The 13,163-nt window shown below is 44.1% G+C and carries 15 protein-coding genes and 1 pseudogene; all 16 read right to left on the bottom strand.

Features of this window, described 5'->3' with window-relative positions; all coding sequences use genetic code 11:
- Positions 1–147: 147 nt before the first annotated feature.
- Positions 148–549, bottom strand: a complete 402-nt coding sequence (locus AC29Z1_RS05580; protein WP_488270469.1) for a F0F1 ATP synthase subunit epsilon — start codon at positions 547–549, stop codon at positions 148–150.
- Between the two features lie 3 nt (positions 550–552).
- Positions 553–1,962 (bottom strand): F0F1 ATP synthase subunit beta, encoded by a 1,410-nt coding sequence (gene atpD / locus AC29Z1_RS05575; protein WP_488270468.1) that lies wholly within the window; start codon positions 1,960–1,962, stop codon positions 553–555.
- Between the two features lie 32 nt (positions 1,963–1,994).
- A complete protein-coding gene (atpG, locus tag AC29Z1_RS05570) occupies positions 1,995–2,846 on the bottom strand; it encodes an ATP synthase F1 subunit gamma (protein ID WP_488270467.1) in 852 nt (283 codons plus the stop codon).
- A 6-nt stretch (positions 2,847–2,852) separates the two neighbouring features.
- Entirely contained in the window at positions 2,853–4,376 is a 1,524-nt protein-coding gene (gene atpA, locus AC29Z1_RS05565; RefSeq protein ID WP_488270466.1) for a F0F1 ATP synthase subunit alpha, read from the bottom strand.
- 84 nt (positions 4,377–4,460) lie between these two features.
- Positions 4,461–5,018, bottom strand: coding sequence for an ATP synthase F1 subunit delta (gene atpH, locus AC29Z1_RS05560; RefSeq protein ID WP_488270465.1), 558 nt, complete (start codon positions 5,016–5,018; stop codon positions 4,461–4,463).
- Entirely contained in the window at positions 5,012–5,515 is a 504-nt protein-coding gene (gene atpF / locus AC29Z1_RS05555) for a F0F1 ATP synthase subunit B (RefSeq protein ID WP_488270464.1), read from the bottom strand. Before atpF ends, atpH begins: the two co-directional genes overlap by 7 nt.
- A 90-nt stretch (positions 5,516–5,605) precedes the next feature.
- Entirely contained in the window at positions 5,606–5,854 is a 249-nt protein-coding gene (gene atpE / locus AC29Z1_RS05550; protein ID WP_488270463.1) for a F0F1 ATP synthase subunit C, read from the bottom strand.
- Between the two features lie 55 nt (positions 5,855–5,909).
- Positions 5,910–6,590, bottom strand: a complete 681-nt coding sequence (gene atpB, locus AC29Z1_RS05545; RefSeq protein WP_488270462.1) for a F0F1 ATP synthase subunit A — start codon at positions 6,588–6,590, stop codon at positions 5,910–5,912.
- Between the two features lie 27 nt (positions 6,591–6,617).
- Positions 6,618–7,028 (bottom strand): ATP synthase subunit I, encoded by a 411-nt coding sequence (locus tag AC29Z1_RS05540; protein WP_488270461.1) that lies wholly within the window; start codon positions 7,026–7,028, stop codon positions 6,618–6,620.
- Positions 7,029–7,041: 13 nt separating this feature from the next.
- Positions 7,042–7,245 carry an AtpZ/AtpI family protein gene (locus tag AC29Z1_RS05535; protein WP_488270460.1) on the bottom strand — a complete coding sequence of 68 codons (204 nt, stop codon included), beginning with the start codon at positions 7,243–7,245 and terminating at the stop codon, positions 7,042–7,044.
- A gap of 199 nt (positions 7,246–7,444) precedes the next feature.
- Positions 7,445–8,599 (bottom strand): non-hydrolyzing UDP-N-acetylglucosamine 2-epimerase, encoded by a 1,155-nt coding sequence (gene wecB / locus AC29Z1_RS05530; protein ID WP_488270459.1) that lies wholly within the window; start codon positions 8,597–8,599, stop codon positions 7,445–7,447.
- Between the two features lie 121 nt (positions 8,600–8,720).
- Positions 8,721–9,770, bottom strand: coding sequence for a glycosyltransferase family 4 protein (locus tag AC29Z1_RS05525; protein WP_488270458.1), 1,050 nt, complete (start codon positions 9,768–9,770; stop codon positions 8,721–8,723).
- A 187-nt stretch (positions 9,771–9,957) separates the two neighbouring features.
- Positions 9,958–10,629: a nucleoside triphosphate pyrophosphohydrolase family protein gene (locus AC29Z1_RS05520; RefSeq protein WP_488270457.1), complete on the bottom strand. Its 672-nt coding sequence runs from the start codon at positions 10,627–10,629 to the stop codon at positions 9,958–9,960.
- Between the two features lie 243 nt (positions 10,630–10,872).
- Positions 10,873–11,085, bottom strand: a pseudogene (locus tag AC29Z1_RS05515) (deoxycytidylate deaminase); the annotation flags it as partial.
- A gap of 220 nt (positions 11,086–11,305) precedes the next feature.
- Positions 11,306–12,370, bottom strand: a complete 1,065-nt coding sequence (arsB, locus tag AC29Z1_RS05510; RefSeq protein WP_488270456.1) for an ACR3 family arsenite efflux transporter — start codon at positions 12,368–12,370, stop codon at positions 11,306–11,308.
- A gap of 115 nt (positions 12,371–12,485) precedes the next feature.
- Positions 12,486–13,028 (bottom strand): SPASM domain-containing protein, encoded by a 543-nt coding sequence (locus tag AC29Z1_RS05505; RefSeq protein ID WP_488270455.1) that lies wholly within the window; start codon positions 13,026–13,028, stop codon positions 12,486–12,488.
- Positions 13,029–13,163: the final 135 nt, after the last annotated feature.

Here is a 13,163-nt window from a genome sequence, read left to right as displayed (position 1 = left end):
GTTGAGGCAGTTCCAGTTGTAGAACTGGTTACCCCAACATTTATTATAGAGCCAACAAATGAGATTGCTCCGCTCTGCTCACAATGACCAAAAAGCTAACAACAGATCATTGCATATAGCGATAACGAAGCAATCTCATGATCTTATTTATTTACTTTCAGCAACCCGCAGGCGGGTCATAGCTCGCCTTAGTGCCGCTTCGGCCCGTTGAACATCTATGTCCTGGCCGCTTTTTAAACGGGTTTCAGCCCGTTCTCTGGCTGCTTCTGCCCGTTTAACATCGATTTCATCCGGTAATTCCGCAGAAGTGGCCAAAATGGTTATTTTTTGTGGCCGAACTTCAATGAAGCCGCCACTGATAGCGATTAGCTGCTCACCTTCATCATTTTTTACACGCAACGGCCAAATAGTAAGGCCGGCGATCAGTGGGGCGTGACCGGGAAGAATACCCAGATCCCCGTCAGTAGCCCTGGCAATAACCATATTCACGTCTTCGGAGTAAACCATCCGATCAGGAGTAACAATATCCAGCCGAATCTTATTGGCCATATATTATTCCCCCTTCATCTTTTTAGCCTTTTCCACTGCCTCATCAATAGTTCCAACCATATAGAAGGCCGCTTCCGGCAGATCATCATGCTTACCGCTGATAATTTCTTTGAAACCACGAATAGTTTCCTTAAGCGGCACATATTTACCAGGGGTGCCAGTAAAGGCTTCGGCTACGAAGAACGGCTGGCTCAGGAATCTTTGAATCTTCCGTGCCCGCGCAACGGTCAGTTTATCTTCATCTGACAATTCTTCCATACCCAAAATAGCAATGATGTCCTGAAGTTCTTTATAACGTTGGAGAACCTCCTGTACACCACGAGCTACCTGATAATGCTCCTCACCTAACACATTAGGATCCATAATCCGGGATGTGGAGTCCAGTGGGTCAACTGCCGGATAGATACCAAGCTCAGCAATCTGGCGGGATAATACTGTAGTAGCATCCAAGTGAGCAAAAGTTGCAGCCGGAGCCGGGTCAGTCAAGTCGTCGGCAGGCACATATACGGCCTGAACCGAGGTGATTGAACCCTTTTTCGTAGAAGTAATCCGTTCTTGCAGGGCCCCGACGTCAGTGCTCAGTGTAGGCTGATAACCTACCGCCGATGGCATCCGGCCTAACAGTGCCGAAACCTCGGAACCAGCTTGGATAAACCGGAAAATGTTATCTATAAACAGCAGCACGTCCTGACCGCCAATATCACGGAAATATTCGGCCATTGTCAGGCCAGTAAGTCCTACCCGCATACGCGCTCCAGGCGGTTCATTCATCTGACCATAAACCAGCGCCGTCTTATCAATAACGCCTGATTCGATCATTTCATTCCATAAGTCATTACCTTCACGCGTACGTTCACCTACACCGGCAAATACCGAATAGCCGCCATGCTCGGTAGCGATATTACGGATAAGTTCCATAATAAGTACTGTCTTACCAACGCCAGCACCGCCAAACAGACCAATCTTGCCACCAAGCGCGTAAGGAGCAATGAGGTCAACGACCTTAATGCCTGTTTCTAAAATCTGAGTAGTTGTAGACTGGTCTTCAAACGCAGGGGCCGGACGATGGATAGGCCAATAATCGTCAGCTTTCACTTCCTCAGGTCTATTGTCAACGGTTTCTCCCAGTACATTAAATACCCGGCCAAGGGTACCTTTGCCCACAGGAATTTTAATAGGTTCCCCGGTATCAACTGCCTTCATGCCGCGAGTCAATCCGTCAGTGGAAGACATCGCAACACATCGAACGGTGTTATCACCAAGATGCTGCATTACTTCTGCAGTCAGCTTTATATGTAGATCGCCGACTTTTTCATCAATGGTTATAGCATTATATATAGCAGGCAGTTTTTCCGGGGGAAACTCAACGTCAATAACAGGACCGATAACTTGAATAATTCTACCGATATTCACGGGGTTCCCCCTCCTTAACTTCTTCAAACCTTCTACTTAAGCGCCTCGGCTCCGCCCACAATCTCATTAATTTCACTGGTAATCGTAGCCTGGCGTACTTTATTGTAATGTAAGGTCAGTTTGGAAATGAGTTCTTGTGCATTATCTGTGGCTGAGCCCATAGCCGTCATCCTTGCTCCCAGTTCACTGGCAGCAGACTGAAGAAGTGCGCCATAAATGACGGTTTCCAGATAACGTGGCAACAAGAGACCCAAAACTTCACCGGCTGATGGCTCAAATATATACTCGGTCTTAGGAGCTGCTTCCCCCTCACCAGTTCCGGCTACCGGCAACAGTTTAATCGTTGTCGGTTTCTGGTTAATGGGTGAATAAAAATGAGTATATGTCAGATATATCTCATCATACTCACCTGACGAAAACTTATCAGCCATCAATTGAGCCAACATTACGGCATCCTGATAGGTCGGTTTTTCTGAAAAACCGAAGAATTCGCCGTCTATACGGTAGCCCCGCCGTTTGAAATAGTCACGGGCTTTGCGCCCAACAGTAACTAATCTGACATTATCTTTACCGCGCACCTGAGATAAGACCTCTTTAACCAAATTGGACGAATAGGCTCCGGCCAATCCTTTATCGGCACTCAGTACAAGATAACCGACCTGTTTCACTTCCCGCACTTCTAACAGCGGATGAGAAGCATCACGGACGTTGGCTGTTACGCTAGCCAATACTTCTCTGATCTTATCAGTATATGGCTTACTGGCAATGGCCCGTTCCTGTGCCCGGCGAAGCCTGGCGGCAGCCACCATCTTCATAGCTTTAGTGATTTGTTGAATATTTTTTATACTCTTAATGCGGCGGCGGATATCTCTGGCGTTAGCCATATATTATCACCTCGCCGCTTCAACTTTAACAAAAGTGTCTTTAAATTCTTTGATAGCTTTTTTGAGGGCCGCCTCAGTTTCACTGTCAAGACTCTTTTTGTCTCTAATGGTTTTGCCTATTTCCGCGTAATTGCTGCGCATGAATTTAAGAAAATCCTGCTCAAACTTAGTAACATCTTCAATCGGTACGTCGTCAAGATAGCCATGGATACCGGTAAATATAACCATAACCTGTTCTTCTACCGGCATCGGTTGATATTGCGGCTGCTTTAAGATTTCCATCATCCGTTGGCCACGGTCTAACTGTGCTTTGGTAGCTTTATCCAAATCGGAACCGAACTGGGCAAATGCTGCCAACTCACGGTATTGAGCCAAATCCAGACGCAGACGACCAGCAACCTGTTTCATGGCCTTAATTTGAGCCGAACCACCTACGCGCGATACTGACAGGCCAGCATTAATCGCCGGACGGACACCTGCATAGAAAAGTTCGCTTTCCAAGAATATCTGACCATCTGTGATGGAAATAACATTGGTAGGAATGTATGCCGAAACGTCACCAGCCAAGGTTTCGATAACCGGCAATGCGGTAATCGATCCGCCACCCAGTTCGTTAGAAAGCTTGGCTGCCCGCTCAAGTAGGCGGGAGTGTAAATAGAATACGTCACCAGGATAAGCTTCGCGTCCGGGAGGACGGCGGAGCAAAAGAGACATCGCACGATAAGCTACCGCGTGTTTGGATAAATCATCATACACACAGAGCACGGCGCCGCCTTTATACATAAAATATTCGCCCATGGCTACACCAGCATATGGTGCTAAGTATTGCAATGGCGCACTGTCCGAAGCAGTCGCCGCAACAACAATGGTATACTCCATAGCGCCAGCTTCTTCCAGTGTCTTAACAACACGGGCCACAGTGGACGCCTTTTGACCAATGGCTACATAAATACAAATTACGCCCTGGCCTTTTTGATTAATAATGGTGTCGACAGCAATGGCTGTTTTACCAGTGCCACGGTCACCGATAATTAATTCGCGCTGTCCGCGGCCAATCGGAACCATCGAGTCAATGGCTTTGATTCCTGTTTGCAGCGGTTCTTTAACCGACTGTCTATCAGCAATGCCAGGAGCCGGATATTCAACAGGACGGAACTCAGTGGTGGCAATAGGTCCCTTGCCATCAATCGGCTGACCAAGGGCGTTGACAACACGACCAACCATGGCCTCACCTACAGGAACCTGCATGATCCGTCCTGTACGGCGCACTGTGTCGCCTTCTTTGATTTCAATTTCGCCACCTAACAAAACAGCACCGACATTGTCTTCTTCCAGGTTTAAAACCATACCAAATACTTCATGTGGAAATTCTAATAACTCGCCGGCCATAGCCTTTTCCAGGCCGTGAATCCGGGCGATACCGTCGCCTACTTCGATAACCGTGCCAACATCATCAACATTGAGATCTACCTGATAGTTCTCAATCTGTTGCTTGATGATAGCCGTTATTTCTTCTGGCCTCATTTTCATACCTTGTATGTCACCCCAATCATAAAGTCTACAGCAAGACGGCTCGAACCTCTCCAAGCTATCTTAATACTATACATACTGAGACTACACAGCAGCAGTGGCGTGGTTAGTCAAGAGCGCTGCCTTGAGCGCTTTTAGTTGGCGGGCTACACTACCATCAATCAGTTTATCACCGATTTTGACAACAATACCGCCAAGCAATTCCTCTTTAATCGTTGTCTTAAGCACAATATTTTTACCAGTAACCTGACTGAGTTTTGCTGCAAGGGCATTCAGTTGCTCCGGACTAAGCTCTTTAGCAGTAAACACTTCGGCTTCGGCAATATTTCTAGCTTCGTTGGCTAGACGTATGTACTCGCGGATGATAGCCGGAAGAGCCGGCTCACGCCGCTTATCAACTAAGAGCAGCAAAAAATTACGGACATACGCATCCAAAGCGTCGCCAAAAATCTGGTTAATTGTTTCTTTTTTTGCTGGCGCGGGCACTAAAGGATGGTACAGTAACGTAGCCAAATCTTCATGCTCGGCAATTGTCGCTTCAACCAGTTTAAGCTGTTGTTCTACGGTGTTCAATGCAGCTTTTTCAGTGGCAATTTCATAAATGGCTTGCGCGTATTTGAGAGCTAACTGATTGGTTAGCATGGCAGACCACCAATTTTCTCACCATCTAAATTTTTGATGAAATCATCAACAAGTTTAGCATTGGCAGCGTCATTCATATTTTGAGCAATAATTTTGGAAGCCGCGGCAACTGCCAGGGTAACCACTTCACCTTTAAGCTCAGCGATTGCGCGCTCACGTTCCCGGGCAATTTCATCCTGGGTGGCTTTTAACAGGCGAGCGCTTTCTTCACGGGCTTCCTTCAGAATTTCTTCCTTGGTTTGTTCAGCCAGTTTGGCAGCCTTATCAACAATAGCCTGTGCCTGTACCCGGGCTTCAGCTAGCTGGGCAAGATATTCCTGCTTAAGTTTTTCAGCAGCTTGCCTTTCCTGTTCAGCCGTTTCCAGACTTTCTGCAATTTTGGCCTGCCGGTCAGCCAACGCCTTCATTAGCGGTTTATATGCCACTTTGGTTAAAATAGCAACAAGTATAAGAAAATTTATAATTTGCGCTATAAGCGTCGCATTCAAGTCAACCAATTGAGGGCCCCTCCTCTTTCCGGCGTATAAGGGAAACGAAAGGCAGAAGGTATAATCCGTCCTGCCAGTCGCCCAATAACGCTTAAATTACTAAATAAACGGATTGGCAAATACCAGTACGATAGCAATAACGGCAGCAATAATAGGAATCGACTCGATCAAACCTACTGAAATCAGCATGTTAACGAGAATCGTTCCCTTGGCTTCCGGTTGTCTTGCCATCCCCTCAATCGCTTTGGCGGTAACAGAACCGTCACCAATACCAGCACCAATAGCGGCAAGGCCGATAGCCAAACCCGCTCCAATGGCAGATGCTGCAATAATAATAGCTTGTTCCACAAAAAACTCCTCCTTTAATTTGTTCAGTTATAATAAAATTCAGAAATAAGCAGTACTAATGGTGTTCATCTTGTAATGCGTTGGACAGATATGACATCGATAGCATCGTAAAAATAAATGCTTGTACAACGCCGACAAACACACTGAAGGCCAGCCATGCCGTTGGAATAATATACGGCACAAGGATCCCGAGAATCATGAGCAGAATCTCACCAGCCAAAATGTTGCCGAATAGACGGAAAGATAAGGTAATCGGTTTAGCTAGTTCTTCGATGATGTTGATTACCACAAAGGGAATGTAAGGTTCAAAAAAATGTTTGAAATACTTAACAGGTCCCCGATTTACAACTCCTAGAATATGCACCAAGGCAACAACCATCAACGCCAGACCCAGTGTGGTGTTAATGTCATTAGTCGGCGATGTAAATCCTGGTACCAGACCTAATTCATTGGCAACGACCAAGAACAAAAATAGCGTGATAATCATCGGTGCCAATTTCCTACCTTTAGGCCCCATGGTATTATCAATCTGATCTAGCAAGGCGGTTACTGCCATCTCCAGGAAGTTTTGCCAGCCGCGCGGAACCATTTCGATCCGGCGTGTGGCAAGTATCGCCAGAACAATGACGATCGCCATAGTTAACCATGTCATGTATAAGGTGTCGAGATTAAACGTAAGACCAGCAAAATGTGCCAGCTTATGTCCCATCTCATGGCCTCCTCCACCATGTCCCATACTTTCATTTTCACTCCCTTCCTGAAATTATTTTCCTTGTCTGGATGATATAAGTCCACTAACCACGATATATACGGCATTAATCATTAATACTATATGAAGTGAGAATAATCCCACTACTGCCGCCCAAAAGTCAATACCGGGAAGCTGGACAGATAAAACCAAAATAGCAATCATAAACCCAAATCGAAACAACCACCCTACACGCATAGAAGCCAGAGCTTTTTCGGGTGGTAGTTCTGCGCTCTTTTTTACCCGCCGGCACATGAGCAAAAAGTACACTACACTGCTTGTCCAGCCAATCAACAGTCCGGGTATGACAAAAATTTTACCTGAAACTAAAGCACTAAGAGTCATAAACACTACCAGCGCCACTAACTGCACCAATGTTCGCCGAACTTGAACTACATAGTTGTCAGCAAAACCTGCCTTAAACACGCTAACTCCTTTATCACTTAATAATTTTTTTGTAGGTAGACCATAGCCCGCCTCCCATGCCAACTACAATCCCTGACACGGTGAACCAAGGAAAGGTGTTAAAATAACGATCAGCCCATTTGCCAAAGAACAGTCCAACGGCTACCATCGCAGCCATATTCAGACCAATTGTCCCCGCCAAGCTCAGAGCCGACCATATCCCATCCTGCTTTGGCATATCTTCACCTCTTAATAAGCTAAGATAGCCTGTTTCACTAGGTAAAACATCACAACTCCTGTCATCAACGCATATTCAGCAAAATTCACCAAAATTCTACAAAACTCAACAAACTCATTATCTTAGCAAATATTCTCCATGTAAATGCAAAACTCCTGCTATAGATTACAAAAAACCGTAAATTTTGGACTAATTTATATTAAATCGTAAATTCGTCCGGACGATTTGCGATAAATCCATATTTATGTAAAATAGCGGCAACAATTCGGTGGGAGGCCTTTCCATCCCCATAAGGATTGATGGCATTGGCCATACGATGGTATTCTGCTGGATTGATGAGTAATTCTTTCGTCTTGCGATACACAAGTTCCCGGTCAGTGCCAATAAGTTTAACAGTACCGGCAGTTACCGCTTCCGGACGTTCAGTGGTATCGCGCAAAACCAATACCGGCTTTCCGAGAGCCGGAGCCTCTTCTTGAATCCCGCCTGAATCAGTCAATACCATGTAAGACCTGGCAATGAGGTTAGCAAATGGCTGATAGTCCAGCGGGTCAATCAGGTGAACACGCGGTGTGGTACCCAATTCTGCCTGTACCACTTCCCTGACCAACGGATTTTTATGTACGGGGAAAACAATCTCAACATCACTACATTCTGTAACAATATCCCTTAACGCCTGATATACATGCCGCATCGGTTCGCCAAGATTTTCACGACGGTGGGTAGTAACTAAGATCACCTTGCGATTAGTATATTCAATATTCTGCAAAAACTTGTCATGAAATTGATAATTCGAATCTACAGTAGCTTTCAGTGCATCGATGACTGTATTGCCTGTCACAAAAATGCTATTGTCCGCAATCCCTTCGTGTAATAAATTTTGCTTGGCTGTAGCGGTTGGCGCAAAATGAAGATCTGTGAGGGAACCTGTGAGCTTGCGGTTCATTTCCTCAGGAAAAGGGGAATATTTGTCACCAGTACGCAGTCCGGCTTCGACATGACCAACCGGAATCTGATGATAAAAAGCAGCCAGCGCTCCAGCAAAAGTAGTGGTCGTATCGCCATGAACCAGCACAATATCTGGTCTTTCTTTAGCCAATACCTGATTGAGTCCATGCATAGCCCGGCATGTAATATCAAATAAGGTTTGTCCCTGACTCATGATATCCAGATCATAATCAGGGATAATGCCAAACAACTGTAAAACCTGGTCAAGCATTTCCCGATGCTGGGCGGTTACCGTCACAACCGGAGTTATGTATTCAGGATACTTTGCCAACTCCAAAACCACAGGAGCCATTTTTATGGCCTCAGGCCGAGTACCAAAAACAGTCATCACTTTAATACGGGACATACGCATTTGCTCCTTCCGCCAATATGTGCATATTTTCACGTTCTTGCTTAATAAGCATAAGGCGGGCATAGTATGCCCGCCTTGCAATTCTACCCAAAAAGATCCACGATGTTATTGTTGTTTAGTGGCTTTTAAGTGAATCACTGCTTTTAAGAACACCATCATTATTGCTTAATACGCCAATTTTCTTCGCACCAAAAAAGGCGACTAAAATGATTGCTAACAAAATCAAAGCAGCATAAACCTTGCTCACTTCGGTTAAGGCTATAGCACTTACTCCCAGACAGCCACTAATTACATACATTAACAATACAGCTTGTTTTTGGCTTAAGCCCATAGCCAAAAGCCGGTGATGCAGATGGCCTTTATCTGGCTTAAAGATCGGGCGGCCACTCATATACCGGCGAATAATGGCAAAAGCAGTATCCATGATTGGCAATCCTAATGCCACAATCGGAACAACCAAAGCAATGGTAGCAGCACTTTTAACCGTACCTAATACCGAAATGGCGGCCAGCATATAGCCTAAAAACATACTGCCGGTATCACCCATAAAGATTTTCGCCGGATTAAAGTTATGCTGCAAAAATCCAAGAGCACTGCCAGCAAGTGCTGCTGTCAAAATCGCTACAGTCCAAAAGTTCTGTTCCAATGCAACCAACAAAATGGTAATGGAAGCAATAGTAGATACCCCGGCTGCCAATCCGTCCAAGCCGTCAATCAGATTGACAGTATTCGTCAGGCTAACCACCCACAAAATGGTAAGCGGGATGGATAAATAATTAACATAAATCATCTCGCCAAACGGATTTGTCAACCATTCAATACGGATATCAAATAAAATAAGGACAACAGCGGCCGCAATCTGCCCCAGCAGTTTAACTTTAGCAGATAATTGTTTTAAATCATCGATAATCCCCACTGCTAAAATAACAGTACCGCCCAAAAGCAAGCCCAGTAACTCATGACTAATGTGCATGCTTGACAGCACCGCCAATACAAAGCCAAAATAAATTGCCAATCCACCCATACGGGGAATAGGAATTGTATGCACTTTACGGGCGTCCGGAGCATCCAGTGCTCCTGCTTTAATGGCTAAGTCCTTAACACGCGGAGTAATAAAGTAAGCTGCTACCAAAGCAACAGTAAAAGCCACTATATATGTTTGCATATCATAACACCTCTTTTCTACGCACCACTCATTGTACCTTACTTGTGTAAAACTTGTCAATTAGTAGCTAGCAGGCAAATCGCTTCGTATTTCTAGTATTTTCACTACCAATAACTATATGCACGAAATACACTCACTATACCTCTGATTAGCTTAGCCGGATACTGATTTACCCAGTTATTGCCTTTCAGCAATAACCTCGCCGCTGCAGTTTATCAATATGCTTGGCAACCAATTCGGTAATATTTACGTCATACCTTTCGGCTAAAATATACATCATAGTGAAACAGCATTGAGCAATATCCAATAGTTCCAGAGCCGCTCCCTTGTTTACTTCACTGAGTTCGAGCCGGGATGGTTCGCCTGACGCACCGGCATGTTTGCCTAAAAATTGGGTTAGTTCACCCAGTTCCTCCTGAATCTTACACACTGTCGTAAGAAGAGTAACATTGTCCAGCTTCAGGTGTGGTAGACTAATATATTTATAGTTCCCGCCATAAAGGTTTTGGGTGGTAGTTATGCGATAACTCTGACTGGTATCATAAACATAACCCTTGTCTGCCAATTTAGCAAGATGCTCTCCAATCAGACTATCGGCGTTAATCCCAAAAGAATCTTCCATAACAAAAATCATAGTAACACAAGTCTGAGCCACATCTAGGAGTTCTTCCTTAACGTCGGCAAGCAGTTCTATGGCTTGAGCCTGTGTTTTCAATTCCGACGGACTTAGGTTTTCCCAAGGCATAAAATTCAGTACCGCCCGCGCCAATTCTCCCGCCTCTTCCATGGCCTTAAGCAAAGTAGAATCAAGAGTGGGGGTGAGATATTTCAGTTTAGGTAAATAAATCGCTTCCAACATGCAAAAACTCCTCTGCAAAAAAGCTGGTTGAGTATTGGGAAACCCAAATACAAAACCAGCTCGATTACGAAATAAGGCCTGCATCAACCCTGCGAAAAGTAGCCTGACGATAAAATATATTCGTCAAGTTTCGAATAATTCCTCCTTGGTCATCCATCAACGGTAATTTCTTACACAAGGACGTAACGCTGCTACTAGACTGACAGGCTAACCTAAACACTGCCTGACCTTTCAGTTGAAAGATCAGGCAGTTACAGATGTTAACCAACACACATATTCGATTCCAGCTTCCGCAACGAATTGCTCGGCCAGCTTATCCGGATAACTATACTGGTAGATAATACGCTTGATACCGGCATTGATAAGAATTTTGGTGCATGCTGAGCAAGGTTGATGGGTGCAATACATAGTGGCATCCCGAATCGACACACCATACATGGCCGCCTGCACAACAGCACTTTGCTCCGAATATCTTGCCGAGCCTCAGATATCTTCAAACGCTCCTGGTAATTTGTATTCTCCTTGTTATACGTTATACGCTTCTTCTAATTTTCTAAATAACAATATAGATCGTCTATTTCTTTCCACATTCGGCTATTACCTCACCAACTCTCGGCAACGCAAAATGCAGCGCATAATAACGACAGGTCATCTGGTAGTAGCCAGGGAGCGAGATTTATCCATTTTCTTTAAAATTGCCTGGAATTACGAAATATTTGCGGAAACGCAAGGCAACATTAACTAAACCAATCATGACCGGCACTTCAATCAGCGGCCCGATAACTGCGGCAAACGCCTGACCGGAGTTTATCCCGAAAACAGCCACTGCTACAGCAATCGCTAGCTCAAAATTATTACTTGCCGCAGTAAATGCTAGTGTAGTTGTCTGCTCATAGTTTACACCCACACGGTGACTTATGAAAAAAGAGACTAAGAACATAATAGCAAAATAAATAATTAGCGGAATAGCAATGCGTACTACATCCATAGGTAATTTAATAATATAACTACCTTTTAGAGAAAACATAATTACGATAGTAAACAATAATGAAATTAATGCCAATGGACTAATTTTAGGAACAAAAGTTTTTTCATACCATTCACGTCCGTTTGTCGGCAATAAGATGCGTCTTGTCAAATATCCGGCGACAAAAGGTATCCCCAGATATATCGCCACACTCGTAGCAACATCTTTCATAGATACATCAATCTGCATCTCCGTAAAACCGATCCATCCAGGAAGTACAGTAATGAAAAAATAGGCAAATACTGAATATAACACAAGCTGAAAGATTGAATTGAGGGCTACTAGTGCTGCCGCGTATTCGTTGTCGCCCTCAGCAAGTGAATTCCATACTATCACCATCGCTATGCATCGAGCTAAACCAATAAGTATTAACCCAACCATGTACTCAGGCATATCTGGTAAAAAGATTATGGCTAGTGCAAACATCAAAACCGGGCCAATTATCCAGTTTTGCACCAATGACAGCAATACCACTTTACCATTACTAAACACTTTCCCAATTTCCTCATACTTGACCTTAGCTAAAGGTGGATACATCATCACAATTAGGCCAATCGCTATTGGAATTGACGTTGTACCTATTGATAAAGAATCCAACCATTTGGCTATCCCTGGGAAGATATAGCCAATTCCAACTCCCATAGCCATAGCTAGAAAAATCCATAGTGTTAGGTATCGGTCTAAAAAAGATAACTTATTTTGCGTATTTGTCAATTTTACTCATCCCCTTAACTTTTCATCGCGCATTTTTATACGCAATGAATGTACTTTATCATTGTCGGTCTTGCAATGCCCGAATAACCTTTTAGTTAGAAGGAATATAACAAAGTCAAGGGCAAGCAATTATTTGTCGAGACCAGAGGCACTCGGCACAGGAACTATGATTGCCCCAGCAATCCATTTCATTGCTTTCCGTATAATTGCAACCATCAAGCAATCTGCAATCTGTACAAGACGGAAAACTATAATCGCTGACCTGTTGCCTAAATTGGACATAATCTGGCTCCATCCATATGGTGGCTAGCTTTTTTACATTTACATTCCCCAGGTAATACGGATACATTTGCTTTTTTCGTCCATAAATATAACAATGATAAGTATGCATTAGAGCATAACAGGGACTAATAAATCCTTGATGATTGATGCATAAGGCTTTGTCCTGAATAAACTTACAAGCCCTTTCTGTCCGTAATTTCATATTTGCCATTTGTGCTTTAACCGACATCAACAACGAGTTATGACCGAACAGCCCACCGGTATCATCAATATCGTAAACAATTTCATCTTTCATAGATTCATGATAAGGCAGTAAATTAGTGACTATAACCTGGCGAGCATCCAATTGCCAAGCCAGCCGGATTAAATCAGGCAATCTGGAAAATTCTTTTTCATTGCCACAAACTCAATACCCAATTCTGGTTTAGTAAGCTTATGTTCCTTTTTTAACTCCTGTCATCTGCTGATATTATGATAAACACTACTAAAATTGCCTCCCGAACGGATTTGG

Source organism: Sporomusa sp. (assembly GCF_057736855.1).
Note: the sequence above shows the minus strand (reverse complement) of the source record. Positions and strands in the feature narration are given on the sequence as shown.

Excerpts from the sequence above, each read along its gene's own strand:
- AC29Z1_RS05580 (WP_488270469.1), bottom strand. The coding sequence starts at position 549 with ATGGCCAATAAGATTCGGCTGGATATTGTTACTCCTGATCGGATGGTT.
- atpG (WP_488270467.1), bottom strand. The coding sequence starts at position 2,846 with ATGGCTAACGCCAGAGATATCCGCCGCCGCATTAAGAGTATAAAAAAT.
- atpA (WP_488270466.1), bottom strand. The coding sequence starts at position 4,376 with ATGAAAATGAGGCCAGAAGAAATAACGGCTATCATCAAGCAACAGATT.
- atpH (WP_488270465.1), bottom strand. The coding sequence starts at position 5,018 with ATGCTAACCAATCAGTTAGCTCTCAAATACGCGCAAGCCATTTATGAA.
- atpB (WP_488270462.1), bottom strand. The coding sequence starts at position 6,590 with ATGGGACATGGTGGAGGAGGCCATGAGATGGGACATAAGCTGGCACAT.
- AC29Z1_RS05535 (WP_488270460.1), bottom strand. The coding sequence starts at position 7,245 with ATGCCAAAGCAGGATGGGATATGGTCGGCTCTGAGCTTGGCGGGGACA.
- wecB (WP_488270459.1), bottom strand. The coding sequence starts at position 8,599 with ATGTCCCGTATTAAAGTGATGACTGTTTTTGGTACTCGGCCTGAGGCC.
- AC29Z1_RS05525 (WP_488270458.1), bottom strand. The coding sequence starts at position 9,770 with ATGCAAACATATATAGTGGCTTTTACTGTTGCTTTGGTAGCAGCTTAC.
- AC29Z1_RS05520 (WP_488270457.1), bottom strand. The coding sequence starts at position 10,629 with ATGTTGGAAGCGATTTATTTACCTAAACTGAAATATCTCACCCCCACT.